The organism is Comamonas trifloxystrobinivorans, assembly GCF_043359985.1.
GTDB classification, from domain to species: domain Bacteria; phylum Pseudomonadota; class Gammaproteobacteria; order Burkholderiales; family Burkholderiaceae_C; genus Comamonas; species Comamonas trifloxystrobinivorans.
Genome location: NZ_JBHZGV010000001.1, coordinates 302478 through 328631, shown reverse-complemented (window position 1 = coordinate 328631; position 26154 = coordinate 302478). Strand labels below are relative to the sequence as shown.

Genomic DNA, 26154 nt, shown 5'->3' with positions numbered 1-26154 from the left:
CCAGCGGTTGCCAACCACTACTGCCGATAAGGGATTTTCATGCGTAATGAAGTGCGTGTGCTGCTGGACGATGGCCAAGAGTTTGTCCACGATTTCGAGGCCAGCGAAGCCATGTCCAACGAAGAGGGCCGCCGCTGGCTGGACCAGGAGTTCATCCGCATGGATTGCGAGCCCTTGCGCGCCAGCGGCAAGGTGCTGATCGTCGACAAGGTGGTGGTGGTCGCCAAGGCCGCCGGCGCCGAGCTGCTGGGTGACGAGGCCTGGCTGGCCCAGTTTGCCAAGGCGAGCGTGGGCGCGGTGGGCCGGCCCACGGTGGTGGTGAACACACAGGCGATGACGGTCACTTTTTGAGCGACCAAGCGGCCAACAAAAAAGCGAGCCCAGACGGCTCGCTTTTTTCATGCTTCGGCGGCGGATATCGGCAGGCGCTGAGTCACCCGGCCAGCGCCTTGAGCAGCTTGTCGTGGATGCCGCCAAAGCCGCCATTGCTCATGCAGATCACCACATCGCCGGGGCGGGCGGCTTGTACGACCTGGGCAATGATCGCCTCCACCGTGTTGGCAGTTTGGGCGCGCTCGCCCATGGGGGCCAGGGCTTGGGCTGCGTCCCAATCGAGACCGGCGGTGTGGCAAAAGGCCAGGTCAGCCGATTCCAGCGACCAGGGCAGTTGCGATTTCATGGCGCCGAGCTTCATGGTGTTGCTGCGCGGCTCGAAGACCGCCAGGATGCGTTTGCCCGCGCCGACTTGCTTGCGCAGGCCATCCAGGGTGGTGCGGATGGCCGTGGGGTGGTGGGCAAAATCGTCGTACACGGCAATGTCGCGCACCGTGCCGCGCAGTTCCATGCGGCGCTTCACGTTCTGGAACTTGCTCAGTGCTTGCGCTGCCACTTGCGGTGCCACGCCTACATGTTGCGCAGCGGCGATGGCGGCCAGCGCGTTCATCTGGTTGTGCACGCCGGAAAGCGCCCATTCCACGCGGCCGACATGCTCTTCTTTATAGAGCACATCAAAGGCGGAAGGATCGCCTTCGGCACGGAAATCGTCGACAGCGGCGCCAAAGCGCACCACTTCGCTCCAGCAGCCCTGGTGCAAAACGCGGGTCAGGCTTTCTTCCACGCCGTTCGCGACCACGCGGCCGCTTGCCGGCACGGTGCGCACCAGATGGTGGAATTGGCGCTCGATGGCGGCCAGATCGTCGAAGATGTCGGCGTGGTCGAACTCCAGGTTGTTCAGCACCGCCGTGCGCGGGCGGTAGTGCACAAACTTGCTGCGCTTGTCGAAAAAGGCGGTGTCGTATTCATCGGCCTCAATCACGAACAGCGGGCGCTCGTCGGCCGCGCCAGGTCGCTTGGCTGCGCCAAGGCGGGCGGAAACGCCAAAATCCAGCGGTACGCCGCCCACCAGAAAGCCCGGTTGCAGACCGGCGGATTCCAGAATCCAGGTCAGCATCGAGGTGGTGGTGGTCTTGCCGTGGGTGCCTGCCACGGCCAGCACATGGCGGCCTTGCAGCACGTTCTCGGCCAGCCATTGCGGGCCGCTGATATAGGGAGCACCAGCGTCCAGAATCGCTTCCATCAGCGGGTACTTGGGCGAGCCGTCGGCCAGGCGCGCGCGGCTGACCACATTGCCGATCACGTACACATCGGGTTGCAGCGCCATCTGCTCGGGGCTGTAGCCTTCGATCAGCTCAATGCCCAGGGCGCGCAGCTGGTCGCTCATTGGCGGGTAGACGCCGGCGTCGCAACCCGTGACCTTGTGACCGGCTTCGCGCGCCAAAGCTGCCACACCACCCATGAAGGTGCCACAAATACCCAGAATATGAATGTGCATGGACGCCGATTCTACGGCGCCCCCTGGCGGCGCCTGGCCATCTGCCCGCCGCAATTGCAAGCAAATGGCGCTGGCTGCGGGAATTCGGCCACAATGGGGCGCTATGCACAGTGAAGTTACTCTGGAAATCGCCAACACCGCCGCGCGCATGGTGGTGGAAGAAGGGCTGGAATGGGGGCCGGCCAAGAAGCGGGCCGTCAAACAACTGGGCCTGCCCGCCCGCACCGCCTTGCCCGACAACGAGGTGCTGGAAGCGGCGGTGCGCGAATACATCGAGCTGTTCTGTGGCGACACCCAGCCGGCCGAGTTGCAGGCTTTGCGCGAATGGGCGCTGCTCTGGATGGAGCGCATGCAGGCTTTTCGTCCGCATTTGAGCGGCGCTGTCTGGAACGGCACGGCCACCCGCCTGTCCGACATATATATACAGTTGTTCTGCGACGACCCCAAGTCGGCCGAGATTGCGCTGATCGACCATGGCGTGCGCTACGACGCATCGTCGATCACCGGTTTCCATGGCGACACGGTCGAGGCGCTGTCGATCAGCAGTTTTTGCAAGCCGTTGGGTGAGGCGGTGGGCGTGCACTACCTGATCTATGACGCCGACGATCTGCGCGGCGCCCTCAAGCCCGATGCCAAGGGCCGCGTGCAGCGCGGCAGCCTGGAATCGCTGCGGCGCCTGCTGGCCGAGACCCCTAATGTTTGAGGTAGAGCAATGAAGCAAGATACTCCGCCCGCATCCACCGCTGCTTCGCGCCGGCACTGGTTGACAGGTGCTGTGGCTGTGGGCGCGGTTGCCGCTGGCGCCGGCTGGGCCTGGTGGCGCCACAGCCTCAGCGATGCTGCGCCGGGCTTGGATGAGGCCATCTGGCAGCAGGAATTTCCGGCACTGGCGGGCCAGCCCGCCATCCGCATGGCGGCACTCAAAGGCCAGCCTTTGCTGCTGAACTTCTGGGCCACTTGGTGCCCGCCTTGTGTGGACGAGCTGCCCATGCTCAACCAGTTCTACCAGGCGCAGCGCGCCAAGGGCTGGACCGTGCTGGGTTTGGCGGTGGACAAGGAAGAGGCCGTGGCCCGTTTTCTGCAGCGCATGCCCTTGCAATTTCCGATCGCGATTGCCGGCATGCAGGGCACGGCGCTGAGCCGCGAACTGGGTAATTCTGCCGGGGGCCTACCGTTTACAGTGTTATTTGATCAGCGCGGTCGCGTTCAACATCGTAAAATGGGCCAACTTCTTGCATCTGACTTGCAAAACTGGGCAAGTCTGTAGACGATGCAAACCTGGTGCGGCAATGCTGCCGTGAGTTGAAAATCAAAGATTTTGAGTTGAATAGGGCGAATTTCGAGTAAATTTGCGCCCTGTTTGATTTTTTAGCCGTTGGAGCTCCCATGGATTTACGCAAACTGAAAACCCTGATCGATCTCGTGTCTGAGTCGAATGTGTCGGAGTTGGAAATCACCGAAGCAGAAGGCAAGGTACGCATTGTGAAGGGCGGCGGTGCCGTGGTGCAGCAACTGGTGGCCGCCCCCATGGTCGCCGCTCAGGCGGCCGCCCCTGCCGTGGCCGCTGCGCCTGCGGCTGCCGAAGCACCCGCTGCAGCGCCTGCTGCTGCGCAAGGCCATACGGTGAAGTCGCCCATGGTCGGCACTTTCTACCGTTCGTCGGCACCCGGCGCCAAGTCCTTTGTGGAAGTGGGCAGCCAGGTCAAGGAAGGCGACACGCTGTGCATCATCGAAGCCATGAAGATCTTGAACGAGATCGAGTCCGACAAGGCCGGTACCGTCACGCAGATCCTGGGCGAAAACGGCCAGGCCGTGGAGTTTGGCCAGCCATTGTTCATCATTGAATAAGGCCTAGCGCATGTTTAAAAAGATTCTCGTTGCGAATCGCGGCGAAATCGCTCTGCGAGTGCAGCGCGCTTGCCGCGAGATGGGTATCAAGGCCGTGATGGTCTATTCGGAAGCCGACCGCGACGCCAAGTACGTCAAGCTGGCCGACGAGGCCGTCTGCATCGGGCCCGCACCGTCGGCACAAAGCTATCTGAACATGCCGGCCATCATCTCCGCTGCCGAGGTGACGGATGCCGAGGCGATTCACCCCGGTTACGGTTTCCTGTCCGAAAACGCCGATTTCGCTGAGCGCGTGGAAAAGAGCGGCTTCCAGTTCATTGGCCCTACGCCCGAGTCGATCCGCATCATGGGCGACAAGGTCTCGGCCAAGCAGGCCATGATCAAGGCTGGTGTGCCTTGCGTGCCTGGCTCGGACGGTGAGTTGCCCGACGATCCGGCGCTGATTCGCCGCATCGCCAAGGCCATTGGCTACCCGGTCATCATCAAGGCCGCAGGCGGCGGCGGTGGCCGTGGCATGCGCGTGGTGCACACCGAGGCAGCGCTGGTGAATGCCGTGCAGATGACCAAGGCCGAAGCCGGTGCTGCGTTTGGCAATCCTGCGGTGTACATGGAAAAGTACCTGCAGAACCCGCGCCACATCGAAATCCAGATCATGGCCGACAAGTTCAAGAACGCCGTGTACCTGGGCGAGCGCGATTGCTCCATGCAGCGCCGCCACCAGAAGGTGATCGAAGAGGCGCCGGCCCCTGGCATCCCCCGCCGTCTGATCGAGAAGATCGGTGACCGCTGCGTGGCCGCTTGCAAGAAGATCGGCTACCGCGGTGCGGGTACCTTCGAGTTCCTGTACGAAAACGGCGAGTTCTACTTCATTGAAATGAACACCCGCGTGCAGGTGGAGCACCCGGTGACCGAATGGATCACCGGCGTCGACATCGTGCGCACCCAGATCATGGTGGCGGCCGGCGAAAAGCTGCCGTTCACGCAGCGCCAGATCAATGGCCAGCTGCGCGGCCACGCGATCGAGTGCCGCATCAACGCCGAAGACCCGTACAAGTTCATCCCCTCGCCGGGCCGTGTCACCACCTGGCATATGCCTGGTGGCCCTGGCGTGCGTGTGGATTCGCATGTGTACTCGAACTACTTTGTGCCCCCCAACTACGACTCGATGATCGGCAAGCTGATCGTCTACGGCGACACGCGCGAGCAGGCCATTGCCCGCATGCGCACCGCGCTGTTGGAAACGGCGGTGGAAGGTATCTCCACCAACATCCCGCTGCATACCGAGCTGATGGTGGACGCCAAGTTCAACGCCGGCGGTACCAATATTCACTACCTGGAAGAATGGCTGGCTGCGCGCAAGCGTTGATGCCCCATTGCTGATGGCTGTAGTTGCTGGCATTTCATGTGGAATGCCAGCTTTTTGCTTTAAGGAATCCCCGTCATGTACGAGTTGTGCCTGATGTGCCCGGAAGACCGGGTCGAAGACGTGAGCGATGCGCTCGATGCGCTCGATGCGCTCAGCGTCTCGGTCGAAGATGCTGATGCCCAGACCGATGCCGAGCAAGCCCTGTTTGGCGAGCCAGGCATGCCACCGCCCAAAGAGGGCTGGCAGCGCAGCCGTATCGTGGCTCTGTTCCAGGAGCGCGCTGGCGCCGACGAGGCACAAAAGTTGTTGCAGTTGCAGGATTTCTTTGCTGGCTGCCAGGTACTGGGCATCCGCGAAGTGGCGCAGCAAGACTGGGTGCGTTTGACCCAGTCGCAGTTTGCGCCGGTCGACATCACGCCTGATTTCTGGATTGTGCCCACCTGGCACGAACTGCCGGCCGCTGCCACGCGCAGCATCCGCCTCGATCCTGGCCTGGCCTTTGGCACGGGCACGCATCCCACCACCCGCATGTGTCTGCGCTGGATCGCCCGCAATGGCGCCGCTGGCCGCGATTTTGGCCGCGTGCTGGATTACGGCTGCGGCTCGGGCATTTTGGCCATTGGTGCCGCCAAGTTTGGCGCAACCGAAATTGATGCGGTCGACATCGACACCGCAGCGGTGGAGTCGACGGAGTACAACGCCCAGGCCAACCAGGTGCAATTGCGCGCCGGTCTGCCTGATGCGGCGCAAGGCGAATACCGCACTGTGCTGGCTAATATTCTGGCCACGCCGCTCAAAGTGCTGGCACCGTTGCTTTGCGGCCATGTGGCTGCCGGTGGTGATCTGGTGCTGGCCGGCATTTTGGAGCGCCAGGCCGATGAGCTGAAAGAGGCGTATGCGCCTTATCTGCCGCTGGAAGTGGCCGACAGCGAAGACGGCTGGGTGCTGATGACGGCCCACCGCGCTGCCGCTCGCGGCTAAGCCGCAACACCGACGACAGGCGCCAGAGTTTCTGCTTCTACAATCGACTGCGATGAGCCAGATTACGCGTTGCCCCCAGTGCCAAACCCGCTTCAAAGTGGTGGATGACCAGTTGCGCATCTCCGACGGCTGGGTGCGCTGCGGCAAATGCAAATCGGTTTTCGATGCGCGCACGCACCTGGTGCAGCGCCACGATGAGCCAGCCGACGCTCCGGTGGTTGAGCCGCCCAAACCGGCGCCCATGCCTGCGCCTGCTCCGGTGGTGCAGGCCCCTGCGCCAAGCCTGTCAGTCTCTCCACCAGCGCCAGTTGCGGCTGCGGTGTCGGCTGCAGTGCACGAGCCTGCTGTACCGTCACCAGCTGCAGTAGCGGGTGCAGCCCATGCGCCGGCTCCTGCCGAGTCATTGGCGGCCGTGCTGGTCACAGGCAACTCGGTGGCGGTCGATCCGCATGCCAATGTGCCCGAGCTGTCGGTGCTGGTGTTTCCGCGCCGCGCCGGCTTTGGAGATTCCGGCTACGTGGATTCGTCCTGGATGTCCGCCTACGACGAGGCGGCCGCGCCAGAGCAGGCCGCGCCTGCCGATGCTGCACCGGCCAAGGCCGGGCCGAGTGCTAGGCAAGTGGCTGATGCGCAGGTGGCCGAGACAGATTTCAGCGGCCTGGAAAGCGAATGGCAACCCGGCCAGGACCAGCGCCCGGAAGCATTGCGCAACAGCGCAGCCGATTTCTCGGCGCACGACGATCTGGCCGAGCTGCAAGCGCGTGAAAGCCGTCTGCTCGATGCGATCGCCGAGCAAAAATCCCGCGCTGAAACGCAGGCCTTGGACTCCCGCTCGAGCAGCAGCGAATCCAAATCGGTGCTGCAGCCAGCGCCGCCGCCGGTGGTGGAAAAGGCGGCAGAGGGTGCTGCTGCTTCGCAGATCACCGCCAGCGCATCCGGCCAATCTAACGCCGAAAAAAGCAGCAAGGCCCCAGCTTCTGCTGCCCCTGAAATGAGTGCAGCGCCTGCGCCAGACGCCGTCCTCCATGTTGCGCCCGAGGTGGCGGGGCGCGTGGTCGAGCCCGGCAAGGTGGAGCCTTCCTTGGCTGCACCGCCCAACTATGTGGCTGAAATGGATGCTGCAGCGGCAGCCGCTGCCACCGCTGCAAGCACAGCCGGTGACGAGCAGCCCGAGCCCAGCTTTGTGCGCGCCGCCAAACGCAAAGCGTTCTGGAACCAGCCCTCGGTATTGCTGGCATCCGCGTTGTGTGCGCTCTTGCTGTTGCTGGGGTTGTTGTTCCAAATTGCTGTTACGCAGCGTGACCAGTTGGCGGTGCAATACCCGCAAGCGCGCCCGCTGCTGGAGAAAGTGTGCCAGCTGGCGGCCTGCGAGGTGGCGCAGCCGCGTGAACTGGGCAATGTGTCCATCGACAGCACCAGCTTCAACCCTTTGGGGCCGCGCCAGTTCAAGCTCACCGTGGTGTTGCGCAACTCGGCTGACCATGCGGTCGCCATGCCTGCGCTGGATCTGAGTTTGAACGATGCGGCCGAAAAACTGGTGCTGCGCCGCGTGCTCAGCACGGCCGACATGCAAGCGCCTGCAGCGCTGCCAGCGCGTGGCGAATGGACGGCTGTGCTGCCCATCCAGGTCGCCGAAGGCAGCGCCGTCGTCGGCTACCGCGTGGTGGCGTTCTACCCCTGAACTGGGCGGCACGCCGCCGTGCCGCACCCTTGCTTTTTGCTTTTGAAAGACTGACCTATGGCTTCGCTGATCTGCGGCTCGCTCGCGTTTGACAACATCATGACTTTCGAAGGTCGCTTTGCCGACCAGATCATGCCCGATCAGATCCACATTCTGAACGTGTCTTTCTTTGTGCCCACCATGCGCCGTGACTTTGGCGGTTGCGCCGGCAATATCGCCTACGCGCTCAAGCTGCTGGGCGGCGAGCCGCTGACCATGGCTGCCATCGGCCATGACGGTGGCGAGTACCTGGAGCGCATGCAGCGCCTGAACATCTCGACCAAGTACGTGGCACAGATTGCCGACATGCACACCGCGCAGTGCATGATCATCACCGACCGCGACAACAACCAGATCAACGGTTTCCACCCTGGCGCCATGTCGATGGCACACCAGAACAAGATCACGGCCGATATCGGTGCGGCCGTGGGCATCATCTCGCCCGATGGGCGCGATGCCATGCTGCAGCACGCCGAGCAGTTTGTTGCGGCCGGCATTCCCTTTGTCTTCGATCCCGGCCAGGCGCTGCCCATGTTCAGTGGCGAGGAGCTGCGCCGCTTTGTCGAGCTGGCCACCTGGGTGACCGTCAACGACTACGAAGGCAAGATGCTCACCGAGCGCACGGGTCTGTCGTTCGAACAGATCTCGCAGCAAGTCCAAGGCCTGATGGTGACCTTGGGCGCTGATGGTTGCGAGCTGTGGGAGCAGGGACTGAAAAAGCATATTCCTGGTCTGCAGGCCAAGGCCGTGGTAGACCCCACCGGTTGCGGTGATGCCTGGCGCGCCGGTCTGCTCTGGGGCCTGGAAAACGGCCGTTCGCTGGAGCAGTGCGTGCAGCTCGGCAACCGCCTGGGCGCGCTCAAGATTGCAGCGCGTGGTCCGCAAAATTACGAACTGGATTTTGATCCGGCAGCGCTGTAAAGCCCTGCAGCAGCAAGCCTTTGGAGCTTGCGAAACCCATGCAAAAAACCGGCCTGGCGCCGGTTTTTTGTCGCCCGTATCCGGGCCAAGTTCGCCGCTTGGGCCTCCGCGAACGGCAGGCCTGTTGCGTTTGCCGCAGGTGCTGGCGCAGCGACTCGCTAGCCTTGGCTGCGGCTTGTTGGCATGCGGCGCAATGGCACAAAAACAAAAACCGGCCTAAGCCGGTTTTGTGGGTAGTCAGCGAGCCGCTTATTGAGGGCGGTTGCTGGTGGGGAACGGCCATGCAGCGTTGGTGCTGAGCACGGTCTTCACGGGTTCTGCTGCGGCTGCGGGTGCTGCTGCGGGAGCAGGGGCAGGCTTGGCGGCGGCCTTCTTGGGAGCAGCGGCCTTCTTGGCTGCAGGCTTGGCAGCAGCTTTGGCGGCGGGCTTGGCAGCAGCAGCCTTCTTGGCCACTACCTTCTTGGCAGCAGGCTTTGCGGCGGCCTTGGCGGCGGGCTTTGCAGCAGCAACCTTCTTGGCGGGTGCAGCCTTCTTGGCAGCAGCCTTTACGGCAGGCTTCTTGGCAGCAACTTTTTTGGCTGCGGGCTTAGCGGCTGCGGCCTTCTTGGCTGGCGCTGCTTTCTTGGCGGGTGCTGCCTTCTTGGCTACGGCCTTGGTCGCGGCCTTCTTGGCTGCGGGCTTGGCTGCTGCCTTGGTGGTGGCGGCCTTCTTGGCAGGTGCTGCAGCCTTCTTGGCTGCGGGCTTTGCGGCAGCCTTTTTAGCGGCTGGCTTGGCTGCTGCCTTGGTGGCTACGGCCTTCTTGGCAGGTGCTGCAGCCTTCTTGGCGGCTGGCTTGGCTGCGGCCTTTTTGGCTGCTGGCTTGGCCGCTGCCTTTTTGGCGGTAGCTGCCTTGGCTGCAGGTTTTGCTGCGGCCTTGGTGGTGGCTTTTTTGGCCGCTGGTTTTGCAGCGCTGGCCTTCACGGCCTTGGTCGCTGCCTTGGGGGCGGCGGCTGCTTTGGTGGCTGCAGGCTTCTTGGCGGTTGCCTTGGTGTCTGCAGACTTCTTGCTTGCTTTGGTCGTTGCCATGCTCTTCTCCTTCGGTCAATTTAGAAAGCAGACTTCATGCCTGGTTAGAGTCGACACGAAGTTTTGATAGCAGACTGAATTGTGCATCAGCTACTAGCAACTGTCATAGTGCAAACCTCACTATTGACGCCAAATTTCACAGTTTTCTATCAGGAAAACCACATTTTTCCTAGGTTCGCACTTTCATAGCACTTCAATCCCACGACAGCGCGCCGCCCGACTGGTATTCGATGACGCGCGTTTCGAAGAAATTTCTCTCCTTTTTCAGGTCGATCATTTCGCTCATCCATGGGAACGGATTCTCTTCATTCGGGAACAAAGGCTCGAGCCCGATTTGCGTGGCTCGGCGGTTGGCGATGTAGCGCAGGTAGCCTTTGAACATCGATGCGTTCATGCCCAGCACGCCGCGTGGCATGGTGTCTTCGGCATATGCGTATTCCAGATCGACGGCCTTGAGGAACAGCGCCTTGATCTCGTCTTTGAACGCGGGCGTCCACAGATGCGGGTTCTCGAGTTTGAGCTGGTTGATCAGGTCGATGCCGAAGTTGCAGTGCATCGATTCGTCGCGCAGGATGTACTGGTACTGCTCGGCCGCGCCGGTCATCTTGTTCTGGCGGCCAAGCGCCAGGATCTGCGTGAAGCCGACGTAGAAGAACAGGCCTTCCATCAGGCAGGCGAACACGATCAGGCTTTTGAGCAAGGTCTGGTCGGTCTCGGGCGTGCCGGTGTGGAAGTTCGGGTCCATGATCGCTTCGATAAAGGGGATCAGAAACTCGTCTTTGTCGCGGATGGATTTGACTTCGTTGTAGGCGTTGAAGATCTCTGCTTCGTCGAGGCCGAGCGACTCTACGATGTACTGGTAGGCGTGCGTGTGGATGGCTTCTTCAAAGGCCTGGCGCAGCAGGAACTGGCGGCACTCGGGCGCGGTGATGTGGCGGTAGGTGCCCAGCACGATGTTGTTGGCAGCCAGCGAATCGGCGGTGACGAAGAAGCCCAGATTGCGCTTGACGATGCGGCGCTCGTCCTCGGTCAGGCCGTTGGGCGATTTCCACAGCGCGATGTCGCGCGTCATGTTCACCTCTTGCGGCATCCAGTGGTTGGCGCAGGTGGCCAGGTATTTTTCCCAGGCCCATTTGTATTTGAAGGGCACGAGCTGGTTGACGTCGGTCTTGGCGTTGATGATGCGCTTGTCGGCCGCATTCACGCGCTTGTGCGTGCTGGTGCTGGCGTTGCCTGTTTGCTCGTTGCTGCTGGCCGTGGCCAGGGATTCGTCTTCAAAACTCAACATGTCAATTTCTCTCCATCATCGGCGTGTTTTGCTGCACGCACAGCGCGGCTGTGCGTGGATGGCTAATAGGTTTACTGGCAGGCTTCGCAGCCGGGATCGTCGATTGCGCAGAACTTCACATCGGTGGCTGGCGCTTGCGAGCGTGCGGCAGCGGCGGCGGCATCGAGCGCGCTAACGGTAGCCGTGGGGGCGGCACCCGCGCTGGGCACGGCGTTCAGCGTGCGGCTTTGCACGGTGGATTTCTCCACCTGGGTGGCGCTGGTGGTGCGCAGGTAGTAGGTGGTTTTGAGGCCGCGCACCCAGGCGAGCTTGTAGGTGTCGTCGAGCTTTTTGCCAGACACGCCGGCGATGTAGATGTTCAGGCTTTGGGCCTGGTCGATCCATTTTTGGCGGCGCGAGGCGGCTTCGACCAGCCAGGTCGGCTCCACTTCAAAAGCGGTGGCGTAGAGCGCCTTGAGCTCGTGTGGCACGCGGTCGATCGGGCGCAGCGAACCATCGAAGTGCTTCAAGTCCATCACCATCACGTCGTCCCACAGGCCCAGGCGTTTGAGGTCGCGCACCAGGTATTGGTTGATGACGGTGAACTCGCCCGACAGATTGGATTTGACCGACAGGTTGCCGAACGAGGGCTCGATCGATGCGTCGACACCGACGATGTTCGAGATGGTGGCGGTGGGGGCGATGGCCACGCAGTTGGAGTTGCGCATGCCGTCTTGGGCGATCTTGTTGCGCAGCGCATCCCAATCGAGACGGGCGCTGCGGTCCACTTGCACGTAGTCGGCATTGCCGCGGGTTTGGGCCAGCAGATCAAGCGTGTCGGGCGGCAGAATACCTTGGCTCCACAGCGAGCCCTGGTAGCTGGAGTACACGCCGCGTTCCTTGGCCAGCTCGGTCGAGGCCCAGTAGGCGTAGTAGCAGACGGCTTCCATCGACTCATCGGCAAACTGCACCGCAGCATCGCTGGCGTAGGCCATGTGCAGCTGGTAGAGGCTGTCCTGGAAAGCCATGATGCCCAGGCCGACCGGGCGGTGGCGCAGGTTGGAATCGCGAGCTTTGTCGACGGCGTAGTAGTTGATGTCGATAACGTTATCGAGCATGCGCATGGCCGTGCTCACCGTCTTCTTGAGCTTGTCGTGGTCGAGCTGCTTGCCGCCCTGACCGTCGTCTTTGAGGTGGCGCGCTAGGTTGACCGAGCCGAGGTTGCAGACCGCGGTTTCGGTGTCGCTGGTGTTGAGCGTGATCTCGGTGCACAGGTTCGACGAATGCACCACGCCCGCGTGTTGCTGCGGCGAGCGCACGTTGCAGGCGTCCTTGAAGGTGATCCAGGGGTGGCCGGTTTCGAACAGCATCGAGAGCATCTTGCGCCACAGGTCGACGGCGGGCAGGGTCTTGCTCAGCGCGATCTCGCCGGTGGCGGCCTTGGCTTCGTAGGCGACATAGGCCTTCTCAAAAGCGGTGCCGAACAGATCGTGCAGGTCGGGCACATCCGAGGGGGAGAACAGCGTCCAGCTGCCTTTCTCCATCACTCGCTTCATGAACAGGTCGGGGATCCAGTTGGCCGTGTTCATGTCGTGCGTGCGGCGGCGGTCGTCACCGGTGTTCTTGCGCAGCTCCAGAAACTCTTCGATGTCCAGGTGCCAGGTTTCCAGGTAGGTGCAGACCGCGCCCTTGCGCTTGCCGCCCTGGTTGACGGCCACGGCCGTGTCGTTGACCACCTTGAGGAAGGGCACCACGCCTTGCGATTCGCCATTCGTGCCCTTGATGCGGGCGCCCAGGGCGCGCACCCGCGTCCAGTCGTTGCCCAGGCCGCCGGCAAATTTGGAGAGCAGGGCGTTTTCGCGGATGGCATCGTAGATGCCGCCCAGATCGTCTGGCACCGTGGTGAGGTAGCAAGACGACAGCTGCGAGCGCTGCGTGCCGCTGTTGAACAGCGTAGGCGTTGAGGACATGAAATCGAACGAGGACAGCAGCTCGTAGAACTCGATGGCGCGGCCGTTGCGATCGGCCTCATTCAGTGCCAGGCCCATGGCCACGCGCATGAAGAAAGCCTGCGGCAGCTCGATGCGCTGCTTCTTGACGTGCAGAAAGTAGCGGTCATACAGCGTCTGCAGGCCCAGGTAATCGAACTGCTGATCGCGCTCGGCGCGCAAGGCGGCGGCCAGGCGCGGCAGGTCGAAGTTCAGCATGTCGGGGTTGAGCAGCTCGTGCTCCACGCCCTTGGCGATAAAGCCGGGGAAGTAATGGGCGTAGGCCGCGCCCATGTCGGCGGCGGCCACATCTTGGCCAATGGTCTCGCGCACGATGGTGTGCAGCAGCAGGCGCGCGGTGACAAAGCTGTAGTCAGGCTCTTTCTCGATCAGCGTGCGGGCGGCCAGGATCGAGGCCTTGAATACCTCGTCCACGTTCACGCCGTCGTACAGGTTGCGCAGGGTTTCGCTCAGCACCGGCGCCGGGTCTACATCCTGGCCCAGGCCTTGGCAGGCGGCGGCAATGCGGTCGTGCAGCTTTTTCACGTCGAGCACCACACGCTGGCCCTGGTCCATCACGTGCAGTGCAGGCTGGGCGGGTGCGTGCTGGGCGTGCAGTTGGGCACGCTCCTGGTTGCGGCGCTCGCGGTAGAGCACGTAGGCGCGGGCCACTTCGTGGTTGCCACTGCGCATCAGGCCGAGCTCAACCTGGTCTTGCACGTCTTCAATATGGAAGGTGCCGCCACCGGGGCGCGAGCGCATCAGGGCGCGCACGACGGTGTGGGTGAGGTTCTCGACGACTTCGCGCACGCTGGCCGAGGCCGAGCCCTGGGTGCCATGCACGGCCAGGAAAGCTTTCATCATCGCGGTGGTGATCTTGGGCGGCTCGAACGGGACCACGGCGCCGTTGCGGCGGATGATCTGGTAGTCGGGGAGAACCGTGAAACCCTCCATCACACGCTTGCTGGAAGCTGGGCTCGAAAGCTCGGCGGAAAGCGAATCGACGTTCATGTCTGTCCTCTCTGTGATGCTGGAAATACCGGAAATACGGCTGTCGCACGGCGGGGCGGCGGCAGTAAGGGAGAAGTCTCAAAACACTATATGTAGTGGTTTTTAGTGCTTGAGACACTACCTATAGTGTACCGCTCAAAAGTGCCGAGAGAGTCGTGACAAATTGTGATAGCGCTGCGCGCGCTGCGCTGCAGCATGTTGGCGGCGCCGCATGCCAGCTTTGCGGGCGGCAAAAAAACGTGGATTGACGCGCAGTTGCCGACGAATGTCTGCGCCAAGCTGCCAATGGCGCGCATGTCGGCGATTGGAAAAATTTGTGCGACTTGCTGCTGTTGTCGCATCTACGCCATCACTGCAAACAGGGTTGAGGCACGCCAAACAGGCGCGGAAACAGCTCGCACAAAAACGGCCGCGCCATGGAAATGGCGCGGCAGCGGCAAATGCGTGGGGCGAAGCCTAGAGCGTGTCGGGCGGGAACATGGCGCTTGGCCAGCCCAGGTCTTGCTGCAGCTGGGGCCAGGAAAAACCGGCACCCGGGTCTTGCTTGCGGCCGGGCGCTATGTGTTCGTGGCCGGCCACTTGGCGGATGGGGTAGTGCGAGCGAATCTGCTGGCTCAGCTCGGCCAGGCTGGCGTATTGCGAAGCGCTGAATAGCTCGCCTTCCAGGCCTTCGAGCTCGATCCCGATCGAATAATCGTTGCAGCGTTCGCGTCCTTGCCACGAGGACACGCCGGCATGCCAGGCGCGCTCGTCACAGCTGACGAATTGCCAGACCGTGCCTACGCGGGTGATGAAAAAGTGCGAAGACACTTCGAGCCCGCGAATGCCCTGAAAGTAAGGGTGGGCGTCAAAATCGAGCTGGTTGCTGAACAGGCGCTGCACATCGCCCGTGCCATAGCGGCCTGGCGGCAGGCTGATCGAATGCACAACCAGCAGGTCAATCTCGGTGGCCTCTGGGCGTGGACCGAAGTTGGGGCTGGGGCAGTGCGTAGCGCTGCGCAACCAGCCCGCATCCCAACCGGCGTCCCTACCGGTGTCCCAATCGGCCTGAGCGGCATCAGCCGGCATCAATGGCCTCCGCTTTCGTTGGGATCGGCAATCTGCAAGCGCTCCATGCGGTAGCGGATCTGGCGCAAGCTGATGCCCAGGCGCGCAGCAGCGGCCGTGCGGTTGAAGCCGTATTCCTTGAGTGCGCGTACCAGAATGTCGCGCTCGAGCTCGTCCATCCAGGCTTGCAAATCCTGGGGCAATTCCTGGTCGCAGGGGTAGCTGTTACCGGACAGAGGCGGGGCCTCTATAGGTGGGGTCACCATTGGCGGGGTTGCCAATGACTTTGCCATGGCTGGCGTTGCCACCGGCGCAGCGGGTGCTTGCGCTGGCATGGCATAGAACGGTGTCAGTGCGGCAGGCGTGGGTGCGGCCGGCGGGGGCGGTGCGGGGCGGGTGGCAGGCGCAGGTGTTTCGGCGCTGGTTGCCGTGCTGGGTGGCTCGATGTTCAAGGCCGAGCTGTCACTGAGCGCCACCGAGCGCAGTAGCAGGTTTTCCAGCTCGCGCACATTGCCTGCCAAAGGGTAGCTGGCGATGGTGGCCAGCGCTTGCGGGCTGAGTGTGGGCGTGGGCACGCCGCTGTCTTGTGCGATGCGCTGCAGCAGCACGGCGCACAGTTCGGGCAGGTCTTCACGGCGCTCGCGCAAGGGCGGGATGGCGATCTCAATGACGTTCAAGCGGTAGTACAAGTCTTGGCGAAAGCGCCCGCTTTGGATGTCTGCCGCCAGATCACGGTGCGTGGCACTGACGATACGCACATCCACCGATTCCTCTTGTTGGCCGCCGAGCGGTCTGACTTTGCGCTCCTGGATGGCGCGCAGCAGCTTGGCTTGCATGGCCAGCGGCAGCTCGCCGATCTCGTCGAGAAACAGCGTGCCGCCATGCGCTGCCTGGAAAAAGCCTTCGCGGTCCTGGTTGGCTCCAGTGTAGGAGCCTTTCTTGGCACCAAAGAATTCGGCCTCCAGCAAGGCCTCCGGAATGGCGCCACAGTTCACGGCCACCATCGGGCCTTTGTGGCGCTGGCTGCGGCTGTGCAAAGCCTGGGCCACCAGCTCTTTGCCGGTGCCCGATTCTCCACGCACCAGGATGGGTGCCATGCTGTTGGCCACCTTGGCGATGCGCTCGCGCACCTGTTGCATGGCAACCGATTGGCCCACCAGTTCTTTGAGCGTGGAGCTGGTCGGTGAGTGGCTGGCGCTGGCCGTTTGGGCTGCTGCTGGCGTTTCTGTGGGGCTGGTGCCGGGGGTATCCAAGCCTTGGCGGGCGGATGCGACCACCTGGCGAAACTGCTTGAGATCGACGGGCTTGGTCAGGTAGTCGAAAGCGCCTTCGCGCAGGGCGGCGACGGCGTTCTCGGCCGAGCCGTAGGCGGTGATGACGATGGTGCGCTCGCTGCGATTTTGGTTGCGCAGCTCTTGCAGCAGCTCCATGCCCATGCCGTCGGGCAGGCGCATGTCGGTGATCAGAATGTCGAAGGGCTGTTGTTGCAGCAGGCCACGCGCCTCCTGCACCGAGCCCGCCGTGTGCACGCGGTAGCCTTCGCGCAGCAGCGTCAGCTCGTAGAGGGTGCGCAGATCGGGTTCGTCGTCCACGACCAGCACCGAGGTGTTGTCAAAACTCATGTCGGCAGCAGATTTTCTTGGGTGGGCGGTGCAGCGCTGCTGGCGGCGCGGCGGAACTGCACGATAAAGGCATTGCCATCGGCCAGCTGTGGTTGGCGCGCACTTTGCCTTTCGTAGCGGATCATAGCGCCGTGGCGTGTGCACAGCTCGCGGCAGATGTACAGGCCCAGGCCGCTGGAGCGGCTCTCGGACGAGAAAAACGGTTCGAACAAATGCTTTTCAATGGTCGGCTCGATCGGCGCACCATCGCTCCAAACCGTCAGCGTCGCCGTGCCGGCCAGGCTGCTATGGGTGCTGACGCGCAAGGCGTCAGTCCGCTCGCTGCGGTAGCGCTGGGCGTTGTTGAGCAGGTTGTGCAGCAGCTGGCGCAGGTGGCCAGTGTCGAAGGCCACCAGGCTGTCGCCGGCCTGCAGATCGAGCACCAGATGGCGAGCCGCCGGGGCCAGTGCAATCCAGTCGTGGCAGATGCTGTTGACGGTGTCGTCCAGCCGCACGGCCTCGCCCTCGCCAGGCTGGATCTGGTTGTGCACGCGGGCGATGTCCAGAATGTCTTCGGCAATGCGGCCCAGGCGCTGCGCATTTTGCTCGACCATATAGGTCAGGCGTTTTTGGCCGGGGTCGATCAGCTCTTCGTCCAGCAAGGCGTTGGCCTGGGTGATGGCGGCCAACGGGTTGCGGATCTCGTGCGCCACGGCGGCCGACATGCGGCCCATGGCCGCGAGTTTTTCGGTGCGCAGCTTGGCTTCCAGTTCGCGCAGATCGTGCAGAAACACCAGGCACAGCGGGTCGTTGTCGCTGCTGCCGATGGGCCCCAAACCCGGCAAAGGGTAGGTCAGCCAGGTGCGCACATGCAAGCCCACGGGGGCGGCTTGCGGGGCAATCAAGGCCTGGTCCTGGCTGATGGATTTTTGCTGCTGAAAGGTCTGCTCAATCTGTTGCACCACGCCCAGCCAGGCTGGCAAAGCGCGCAGTTGTACGGGCATGGCCGGGTGCTGGAGCAAGGCCATGGCGGCCGGGTTGGCGCTGCGCACTTGCAGGTATTGGTCGGCCACCAGCACGCCATCGGGCAGGTTTTGCAAAATCAGCGCGTTCACCTGCTCTTGCTGGTTGGCACTGGCAGCGGCGCGCAGACCGATGAGGGTTTCTCGCTCCACACGACCACCGAGTAAACGCACCAGGGACCCGACGAAAAAGTAGGCTGCACCGGTGAGCGCTGCCTGCACCACGCTTTGGGTGGCATCCGGGTCGACAACCGACGGCACGATGGTCAGTGCGTGGCTGATCAGGAAGATGCTGATGTAAGCGCAAGAGCCCAGCACCACCATCCAGCCACCGAGGGTGCCAGCGAACAAGACGGTCAGGCCGAACAAAGGCGTGAGCGTGTAGGCGCCAATCTTGATCACCTCCAGCAGTGAGATCAGCAGCAGATCGAGCCCGATGGTGGGCAGCCAGGCGTAGACACGGCGTTTGGGCGGAGGCTGCTTGCTGATAGCTGCGTAGACAATGCCCAACGCAGCGTAGATGGCCAAGATGGCGAGCTGCGGTAAAAGCTGGCGCGCCTGTGGTGGCGTCCACAGCAGGGCGCCCACAGCCAACAACAGCGCCACCAGCACCCGTGCTGCCAGGTAGACCCGCCACAGGCGCTGAAAAGGCGTTTCGCGCAGGTCGATCAGGCTGTTCATGGTTGGCGCGGCGTATCGGTGGCACCGGGCAGGTGGGCGGCTGAGCAGTAATAGCGCCCGCGCAGGCCGAGCGCATCCGATTGCGGCAGGTGCACGCCGCAGCGCTCGCAATGCACCATGGTTTCAGGTTGGGGCAGGGGTTTGCGCTGTGGTGCTGGTGTGTCGGCCACGCGCTTGCTGCGCCACAGATGCCAGGCGATACCGATGACCAGGGCAAGCAATAAATACTTCATGCGTCAGCGCTTCAAAATGACTTCCAACACAAAGCGGGAGCCGACATAGGCCAGCAGCAGCAGCAGCGAGCCGGCGTACAACATGTGGACGGCGCGCTGGCCGCGCCAGCCAAAACGCTTGCGGCCAAACAGCAGCACCGCAAACGTCAGCCACGAGAGCAGCGAGAAGACCGATTTGTGGTTCCAGATCCAGGCCTTGCCATAGAGCTCTTCGCCAAACAGCCAGCCGGCGGCAAGCGTGGCGGTCAGCAGCGCAAAGCCGGCGCCGACAAAGCGGAAAGTCAAGCGCTCCAGCGTGAGCAGTGGCAGGCCGCCGTCGTGCTGGCCTTGCTGGCGCATCTGGCGTTCGGCGCGGGTCATGAGCACGGCGTGGACCACCGCCGCCGCAAACAGACCATAGGAGGCAATGCCCAAGGCCAGGTGCAAAGGCAACCAAGGCGAGGCGTTCACATGCAGTGGCGTGCCCGGGAACACGGCCGCCAGCAGCACGGCCAGGCTGCCGAGCGCGGCCAGTGCCCAGCGCGAGCGCATTTGCGGGTAGCGTTGCTGCTCCACGCCATAGACGGTCAGCACCAGCCAGGCGGTGACGGATAGTGCCGGCGCAAAACCAAAGCGGGGTGTTTGCCCGGCCAGGCCCCAGACCAGGCTGGCGGCGTGCAAGGCCCAGGCGAGCAGCAGCAGGCGCTTGGCGCTGCGGTTGGGCAGACGGTGGCCAGCCAAGGCCGGCAAAGCGTAGGCGATGGCTGCTGCCAGCGCCAACAGCCAGTCCATCAGGCCGGTGCTGGCTGCTGTGAAAGAGGAAACGAGCATCCGCCTATGATAGCGGCCGGCCAGTACTGTGGCTGCCGAAAGTGCGGTGGCAAGGCCGCTTCAGCGCCCCGGCGCCCAGTCCGGCGCCAGCATGGCCGCGTGCTGGGCGGTCTGCAGGCGGTTGCGGCCGGCGCTCTTGGCGGCATAGAGCAGTTCGTCGGCGTGCAGCAACCAGCTGTCGGGCGCACTGTCGGTTTCGCAGTGGATGGAGAGCACGCCACAGCTCACGGTCAAAAACTCGCCCGTGGACGAATGTGCATGCGGAATTTGCAATGCTTGCACATCGGCGCGAAAGCGCTCTACCACCGCGGCCGGGTCGGCGTGGCCGGGCAGAATCAGCGCGAACTCCTCGCCGCCAAAGCGGGCCGCCAGGTCAAAAGGGCGGCGGGCGTGCGCGGCCAAGGTGTTGGCCACCGCCTTGAGCGCCTCGTCGCCTTGCAGGTGGCCATAGCAGTCGTTGTAGCGTTTGAAATGGTCGATATCGATCAGCGCCAGCCCCAGTGGCTCCTGGCGGCGCAGACACATGCGGTAGGTGCGCTGCAACATGTCGTCAAAATGGCGGCGGTTGGCCAGATTGGTCAGTCCGTCGACCTGGGCCAGGTGTTGCAGGGCGTGGCGCTGCAAGGCCAGGTCGATCTGGTTGCGCACGCGCACGCTCACCACCGCAGGCCGGATGGGTTTGGACACGTAATCGGCCGCGCCCAGGCGCAGGCCGTATTCCTCGGCCGCCGCGTCGCTTTGGCCGGTGATGAAGACAATCGCAATGCCGGCCGTGCTCTCGTGCTTGCGCAGCTCGGTCAGCACCTCGTAGCCGCTCATGCCAGGCATGCTCACGTCCAGCAAGATCAGCTGCAGCCGGTGGGCTTCACGTTGCGCGGTGGCGATGGCGCTGGGCCCGTCCTTGGCCAGCAGCACGCGGTATTGCTGGCCCAGCAGCTCGGCTAGCATGAAGCGGTTGACGCGCTCGTCATCGACGATCAATACCGTGGGTTGTTCTTGTTGGGGCGCTTCTAACATGGTGCTTGCTCAGTGGCGTTGCAGGCCGGGCGGGCACAACAGGGTTTGCAGGCGCTGCAAGGCTTGCAGTGCGGCCTCGGTCTCCAGGTCCTCGGTGTATTGTTGAATATCCTGAAAAATGCTGCGCGCCGCAGGGTCGCCCAATTGCCGGCCCAGTGCCTCCAGCGCTTCGACGGCAGCGTAGTCGCCGGCGGCAATCAGGGCGCGCAATTCGTCCAGCAGGGTTTGCCAATGCTCGGCGCTGGCGGCGGTGCCTGGTGCAGGGCAAGACAGATTGGTGTTGTGGGCCGAGGCGGAGAGCTGCTCCAGCAACTGCTGCAGTGCTGCAGAGAAAGTAGGGACGCCTGCGGCCAACTGTGCTTGCAGCGTGGCCGCTGCATCGCTGCCAATTGCCATGGGTTCCAACTGGTACGCATGCTGTTCGACGGTGGCAGCCTGCGCCACCAGGGCGGGTGCATCCAGATAGCCCAGCGAGCCTTTAAGCGTGTGCGCCAGCATGCCCAGATCGGCCCAGCGGCCTTGTTGCCAACAGGCCAGCAGCTGTGTGGGCGCGGCCACAAAGTCGCGCACAAAGCCTTGCAAGATGCGTTGCATGCGCTCGGGCCGGTGTTGCAGGCGCTGGCGCAAACGCTCGCCACTGGCCGGCAACTGGGCTGCAGCGGGCGTGCCGCTGATCCAGCTTTGCAGTGTGGCGTACAGCTGGTGGTCGTCGATCGGCTTGGTCAGGTGGGCATTCATGCCGGCGGCCTCGATGCGGGCGCGGTCTTCCGGGCGGGCCTGCGCGGTCAGGGCAATCACCGGCAGTGTGCCGAGGCCCAGCTCGTTGCGGATGGCGCGGGTGGCGTCCAGCCCGTCCATGTGCGGCATGTGCACGTCCATCAACACGGCATCAAAGCTCTGCGTTTTCAGCAGTTGCAGCGCCTGCACGCCGTCACAGGCCATCTGCACTTGCACGCCGGCAAGCGCCAGGAAATCGGCCGCCACTTCGCGGTTGAGGGCGTTGTCGTCCACCACCAGCACCCGCGTGCCACGCAGCGTGGGGTAGAGCTGCGCCATGGCTTGCAGGGGCGGCATCGACAGCGGTGCTTTGGCAGGCTGCGCCGGGTTGCCGTGGCTTTGCAGAATTTCCAGTATGGCGTTGAACAGCACGGATTCCGTCACCGGCTTGATCAGCAGGCCTTGCAGGCGCAGGGCTTCGGCGCGGCGCTGCACTTCTTCGCGGCCGTAGGCGGTCACCATCAGCACCGCGGGCGTGGTGGCCAGGTTTTCTTCTTCCCGAATGCGGCGTGCCACCTCCAGCCCGTCCATGCCCGGCATGCGCCAGTCCATCAGCACCAGGCCGTAGGCCGAGCCGCTGCGCGAGGCCGCATGCAGCAGTTGCAGCGCTTGTTCGCCCGAGTCGGCTGCGTCGGCGCGCATGCCAAAGCCGCCCACCATGCTGCACAGAATCTCGCGCGCGCTGGCGTTGTCATCAACAATCAGCACGCGTTCGCCCGAGGCCAGCGGCGCCAATGCGGTTTGCGGTTGCGGCTCGTGCGCGGGCTGCAATGCGGCGGTGAAATGGAACACGCTGCCCTGGCCGGGCTGGCTGTGCACGTCGATCTCGCCGCCCATCAGCTCTACCAGGCGGTTGCAGATTGCCAGGCCCAGGCCGGTGCCGCCGTAGCGGCGCGTGGTCTGGCTATCGGCCTGTGAGAAGGGGCGGAAGAGCTGCTGGATCTGCGCCTGCGTGAGCCCGATGCCCGTGTCTTTGACACTGAAAGACAGCAGCGTTTGGCCTGTTGGGACTGGCTTGGGCGCTGCCGCCAGGCCGATGGACACCACCACTTCGCCTTGCTCGGTGAACTTGATGGCGTTGCTCACCAGGTTGTTGAGCACCTGGCCGAGGCGCAGCGGGTCGCCGCGCAGCTGGCGCGGCACATCAGGCGCCATGGCGTAGACCACCTCGATGCCTTTTTCCTCGGCGCGCAAACTGGTGACGGCCGAGACCGTCTCCAAAATATCGTCCAGGCGGAAATCGGTTTGCTCCAGCGCCAGCATGCCGGCCTCGATCTTCGAGAAATCGAGGATGTCGTTGATGATCGACAGCAGCGCATTGGCCGAGAGCTCCACCTTCTCCAGGTAATTGCGCTGCTTGGGCGTCAGCGGCGTTTGCTGCACCAGGCGCGTCATGCCGATAACGGTGTTCATCGGTGTGCGGATCTCGTGGCTCATCGTCGCCAGAAAATCCGACTTGGCGCGCTCGGCCGCCTCCGCTGCCGATTTGGCCGCTTGCAAGGCCTGCTCGGCTTCCACCTCGCGCGTGATGTCGAGCATGATGCCGTCCCAGGTGGTGCCCTGGTCGCTGCTGCGCGGCGCCGATCGGCAATGCAGCCAGCGCACGCTGCCATTGGTGTGGATGATGCGAAAGCGGTGGTCGAAATCCGAGCGCCGGGTGTGCACCTGGAAGGCCTTGTGCACATAGGCTTCGCGGTCCTCGGGGTGGATGGCGCGGAGGTAGGCGGCGCGGTCGGAGGTGATGGTGTCGGCGCTCAGGCCGATCAGCTGCTCGATACCGGCGCTGATGTACGTCATGCGCACATCTTCCTTGGTCTTGCCCTCGACGCGGTAGATGGCGCCGTTGGGCAGGTTGTCGGCCAGGGTTTCCAGGCGCAGCTTGGCGTCCACGCGCTCGGACAGGTCTTGCACCGTGCCGCTGACGCTGACGATGCGGCCCTCGGCATCGCGGTCGGCCTGGCCCCGGATGCTGGCTGGAAACCAGCCATGCTGGGGTGACAGGTGCATCACATCCAGATCGTAGGCCTGGCCGGTCTGGGCGCAGCGCTGAATGGCGGCGAGCACCCGCGCGTGGTCGTCCGGGCGCAGCATGCGCTGCAGATCGGCCGGGGTCAGCAGCGGGCCTTGTGGGTCGGCGCCGTTCATCTCGTACATCATCTCGGAGGCTTTGAACTCGCCCGTGGCCAGCTCCAGCGTCCAGCTGCCAATGCGCGCCTGGCGCTCGGCCCGGCGCAAAGAGTCGTAGCTCATGCGCAGCTCTTGCGCGGCACGCCGCACCTCGGTGATGTCGCGCGAGATGCCGAGCAGGCCGATCACCTGGCCGTCCTCATCGCGGTACTGGCTTTTGATCGACTGAAACAGCCGGCGCTCGCCATCGACCACGGCAAATGTCTCCGACACCACCGGCGTATCGCTCGTCAGCACCTGGGCATCGTCGTCGGCAAAACCGTTGTCGCCGCCCAGCAGCTCGGCGTCGGTACGGCCGACCAGGCCGCCCGGCGGCACCTGAGCCAACTGGTCGGCCGCGGGGTTGCCAAACACATAGCGGCCCTGCAGATCTTTGACGAAGACGATGTCCGAGGTGCCATGCATCACCGCATTGAGCAAGCGGGTCGAATCCTGCCACTGCTGGGTGCGCTCCTGCACCTGGCGCTCGAGCGCCGCATTGAGCTGGCGGATCTGCTCCTCACCGCGCACGCGCTCGGTGATATTGCGCGCCATCGTGAAAAAGCACTTGCGCCCCTCATAGATCTGGCAGGAGATATGCACTTCCACCGGAAAGCGCGTGCCGTCCTTGCGCTGGTGGGTGTTGGTGGCGACGAATTTGGTGAAAGGAGCAATTCCGCGCCAGGCGCTGACGAGCTCTTCGCTCTTGAAGTCGAGCGCGAAATCCTGCACACACATGCGCAGCAACTCGTGCTTGCTGTAACCCATGCTGGCGCAGGCCTGGGCGTTCACATCGAGGATGCGGCCCTGGTCGTCGTGCAGAAAAAAGTCGTCCGCAAAGTGGTCAAGAAACTGGCGGTACAACGCATCGGACATCGCAAACCTTCTGTAGGAGGTGCCAACGGCGTGGCGAGCAGGCTGCCGCCGACAGCGGCGGCGGGCAGGCTAGATGTTACCGGGTGTGTCGAACCTTGTCGCGGCCTGCGGCTTGGGGGAGATACCGATGGCTGCCCGTGGGCGCGATGGCGCACTGGGCACGCTGCCTGGGCGAGGCGGGTAAAATGGCCGTTTCGCCCTGGGGCGCTGCAAGCGCGGCCCCCGCAGGGCCTTGCATTGCCCACCTACGAGATCCCTGCCCATGGCTTCCGCATTGACCGACAAACTCTCGCGCCTCGTCAAAGAGATGCGCGGCCAGGCCCGCATTACCGAATCCAACGTGCAAGACATGCTGCGCGAAGTGCGCATGGCCTTGCTCGAAGCCGACGTGGCCCTGCCCGTGGTGCGCGATTTCATTGCCCGCGTCAAGGAAAAAGCGCTGGGCCAGGAAGTGCTGGGCAGCCTGAAACCCGGCCAGACCCTGGTCTCCATCGTCAACAAGGAACTCGCCGCCACCATGGGCGAGGGCGTGGCCGACATCAACCTCAACGCCCAGCCGCCTGCCGTCATCCTGATGGCCGGTCTGCAGGGTGCGGGTAAAACCACCACCACTGCCAAGCTGGCCAAGCATCTGATCGAAAAGCGCAAGAAAAAGGTGCTGACCGTCTCGGGCGACGTGTACCGCCCCGCCGCTATCGAGCAGCTCAAGACGGTGACCAAGCAGGCCGGCGCCGAATGGTTCCCCAGCTCGCCCGACCAGAAGCCGCTCGACATCGCCCACGCCGCGCTTGATTACGCCAAAAAGCACTATTTCGATGTGCTGCTGGTCGACACGGCCGGCCGCCTGGCCATCGATGAAGTGCTGATGCAGGAAATTCAGCAACTGCACGGCGCCCTGAAGCCGGTCGAGACGCTGTTCGTGGTGGACGCCATGCAGGGCCAGGACGCCATCAACACCGCCAAGGCTTTCAAGGAAGCGCTGCCGCTGACCGGCATTGTGCTGACCAAGCTCGACGGTGATTCGCGTGGCGGTGCAGCGCTGTCGGTACGCCAGATCACCGGCGCGCCGATCAAGTTTGCCGGTGTCTCCGAGAAGATCGACGGCCTCGAAGTGTTCGACGCCGAGCGCCACGCACAGCGCGTGCTGGGCATGGGCGACATCGTGGCCCTGGTCGAGCAGGTCACCAAGGGCGTGGACATGGAAGCCGCGCAGAAGATGGCCGAGAAGATCAAATCCGGCGACGGCTTTGATTTGAACGACTTCCTCGGCCAGCTCCAGCAGATGAAGCAGATGGGCGGTCTGTCCACGCTGATGGACAAGCTGCCGACCGAGCTGGCCGGCAAGGCCGGTCAGGTCGACATGGACAAGGCCGAGCGCGAAATTCGCCGCAAGGAAGGCATCATCTGCTCGATGACCGCCAAGGAGCGCGCCAAGCCTGAGCTCATCAAGGCTACGCGCAAGAAACGCATCGCCCTGGGCGCCGGCGTGCAAGTGCAAGAGGTGAACCGCCTGCTCAACGAGTTTGACCAGATGCAGCAGATGATGAAGAAGATGAAGGGCGGCGGGTTGATGAAGATGATGAAGAAGATGGGCGGGATGAAGGCCATGAAAGGGATGATGGGCGGAGGAGGAATGCCCAAGCTCCCGTTCTGACAAGCCCTGATCTGAACAGAAACGCCTGTGGTTTTATGACTGCAGGCGGTTTTTTTTGCCTTGTTTCTTTGTTTGCGGGTGCTGTGACGGACTTGTTGGGTTCGCGGGCAAAAAGAGTTTTCGTGCGGCGGTGGCAATATGGCCGCTCATACTTTGTTGCGATGCCTTGCCTTACCAAAGTAATGTCTGCGTCATCGCGTCGCGTCTGAGCGGCCATCTTGCCATTGGGGTGCTGAGATCGAGCGCTCTGCTCGCTGCGTAGGCGTGTTGTT

At 63.3% G+C, this 26154-nt stretch carries 20 protein-coding genes; 9 read left to right on the top strand and 11 right to left on the bottom strand.

The window, feature by feature from the left end; translation table 11 throughout:
* The first annotated feature begins 39 nt into the window (after positions 1-39).
* On the top strand, positions 40-351 hold the full coding sequence (locus ACFIQF_RS01375) for a hypothetical protein (RefSeq protein WP_393939430.1): 312 nt from the start codon (positions 40-42) through the stop codon (positions 349-351).
* A gap of 82 nt (positions 352-433) precedes the next feature.
* Here the strand turns inward: ACFIQF_RS01375 and mpl are convergent, their stop codons facing one another.
* Positions 434-1831, bottom strand: coding sequence for a UDP-N-acetylmuramate:L-alanyl-gamma-D-glutamyl-meso-diaminopimelate ligase (gene mpl / locus ACFIQF_RS01370; RefSeq protein WP_393939429.1), 1398 nt, complete (start codon positions 1829-1831; stop codon positions 434-436).
* 103 nt (positions 1832-1934) lie between these two features.
* On the opposite strand from mpl, the gene ACFIQF_RS01365 reads away from it, so the two are divergent.
* The 7 genes from ACFIQF_RS01365 to ACFIQF_RS01335 all read left to right on the top strand — a co-directional run bounded on the left by ACFIQF_RS01365 (position 1935) and on the right by ACFIQF_RS01335 (position 8667).
* Positions 1935-2534: a hypothetical protein gene (locus tag ACFIQF_RS01365; RefSeq protein ID WP_393939512.1), complete on the top strand. Its 600-nt coding sequence runs from the start codon at positions 1935-1937 to the stop codon at positions 2532-2534.
* Positions 2535-2543: 9 nt separating this feature from the next.
* Positions 2544-3098, top strand: coding sequence for a TlpA disulfide reductase family protein (locus ACFIQF_RS01360; protein ID WP_393939428.1), 555 nt, complete (start codon positions 2544-2546; stop codon positions 3096-3098).
* A 119-nt stretch (positions 3099-3217) separates the two neighbouring features.
* Complete coding sequence (gene accB, locus ACFIQF_RS01355; protein ID WP_393939427.1) at positions 3218-3679, top strand: acetyl-CoA carboxylase biotin carboxyl carrier protein; 462 nt, start codon at positions 3218-3220, stop codon at positions 3677-3679.
* A 10-nt stretch (positions 3680-3689) separates the two neighbouring features.
* Positions 3690-5045: an acetyl-CoA carboxylase biotin carboxylase subunit gene (accC, locus tag ACFIQF_RS01350; protein WP_393939426.1), complete on the top strand. Its 1356-nt coding sequence runs from the start codon at positions 3690-3692 to the stop codon at positions 5043-5045.
* 75 nt (positions 5046-5120) lie between these two features.
* Complete coding sequence (gene prmA, locus ACFIQF_RS01345; RefSeq protein ID WP_393939424.1) at positions 5121-6026, top strand: 50S ribosomal protein L11 methyltransferase; 906 nt, start codon at positions 5121-5123, stop codon at positions 6024-6026.
* Between the two features lie 52 nt (positions 6027-6078).
* On the top strand, positions 6079-7707 hold the full coding sequence (locus ACFIQF_RS01340) for a DUF3426 domain-containing protein (RefSeq protein ID WP_393939422.1): 1629 nt from the start codon (positions 6079-6081) through the stop codon (positions 7705-7707).
* A gap of 57 nt (positions 7708-7764) precedes the next feature.
* Entirely contained in the window at positions 7765-8667 is a 903-nt protein-coding gene (locus tag ACFIQF_RS01335; RefSeq protein WP_393939420.1) for a carbohydrate kinase family protein, read from the top strand.
* Positions 8668-8916: 249 nt separating this feature from the next.
* Here the strand turns inward: ACFIQF_RS01335 and ACFIQF_RS01330 are convergent, their stop codons facing one another.
* The 10 genes from ACFIQF_RS01330 to ACFIQF_RS01285 form a co-directional block, all read right to left on the bottom strand.
* Entirely contained in the window at positions 8917-9732 is an 816-nt protein-coding gene (locus tag ACFIQF_RS01330) for a histone (protein ID WP_393939419.1), read from the bottom strand.
* Positions 9733-9925: 193 nt separating this feature from the next.
* Entirely contained in the window at positions 9926-11020 is a 1095-nt protein-coding gene (locus ACFIQF_RS01325; RefSeq protein WP_393939417.1) for a ribonucleotide-diphosphate reductase subunit beta, read from the bottom strand.
* A 71-nt stretch (positions 11021-11091) separates the two neighbouring features.
* The gene (locus tag ACFIQF_RS01320) at positions 11092-13998 is read right to left on the bottom strand and encodes a ribonucleoside-diphosphate reductase subunit alpha (RefSeq protein WP_393939415.1); all 2907 of its coding nucleotides are present in this window, start codon (positions 13996-13998) and stop codon (positions 11092-11094) included.
* A 456-nt stretch (positions 13999-14454) separates the two neighbouring features.
* On the bottom strand, positions 14455-15066 hold the full coding sequence (gene ampD, locus ACFIQF_RS01315; RefSeq protein ID WP_393939413.1) for a 1,6-anhydro-N-acetylmuramyl-L-alanine amidase AmpD: 612 nt from the start codon (positions 15064-15066) through the stop codon (positions 14455-14457).
* A complete protein-coding gene (locus ACFIQF_RS01310; RefSeq protein WP_393939411.1) occupies positions 15066-16667 on the bottom strand; it encodes a sigma-54-dependent transcriptional regulator in 1602 nt (533 codons plus the stop codon). The genes ampD and ACFIQF_RS01310 overlap by 1 nt, the downstream gene beginning before the upstream one ends.
* Positions 16664-18349 (bottom strand): sensor histidine kinase, encoded by a 1686-nt coding sequence (locus tag ACFIQF_RS01305; protein ID WP_393939409.1) that lies wholly within the window; start codon positions 18347-18349, stop codon positions 16664-16666. The genes ACFIQF_RS01310 and ACFIQF_RS01305 overlap by 4 nt, the downstream gene beginning before the upstream one ends.
* On the bottom strand, positions 18346-18582 hold the full coding sequence (locus ACFIQF_RS01300) for a PP0621 family protein (protein WP_393939407.1): 237 nt from the start codon (positions 18580-18582) through the stop codon (positions 18346-18348). The genes ACFIQF_RS01305 and ACFIQF_RS01300 overlap by 4 nt, the downstream gene beginning before the upstream one ends.
* 3 nt (positions 18583-18585) lie before the next feature.
* Positions 18586-19392 carry a cytochrome C assembly family protein gene (locus ACFIQF_RS01295; RefSeq protein ID WP_393939405.1) on the bottom strand — a complete coding sequence of 269 codons (807 nt, stop codon included), beginning with the start codon at positions 19390-19392 and terminating at the stop codon, positions 18586-18588.
* 60 nt (positions 19393-19452) lie between these two features.
* Entirely contained in the window at positions 19453-20409 is a 957-nt protein-coding gene (locus tag ACFIQF_RS01290; protein WP_393939403.1) for a diguanylate cyclase domain-containing protein, read from the bottom strand.
* Positions 20410-20418: 9 nt separating this feature from the next.
* A complete protein-coding gene (locus tag ACFIQF_RS01285; protein WP_393939401.1) occupies positions 20419-24228 on the bottom strand; it encodes a response regulator in 3810 nt (1269 codons plus the stop codon).
* Positions 24229-24490: 262 nt separating this feature from the next.
* Here ACFIQF_RS01285 and ffh point away from each other — a divergent pair, with 262 nt between their 5' ends.
* On the top strand, positions 24491-25882 hold the full coding sequence (gene ffh, locus ACFIQF_RS01280; protein WP_393939399.1) for a signal recognition particle protein: 1392 nt from the start codon (positions 24491-24493) through the stop codon (positions 25880-25882).
* Positions 25883-26154 lie beyond the last annotated feature (272 nt).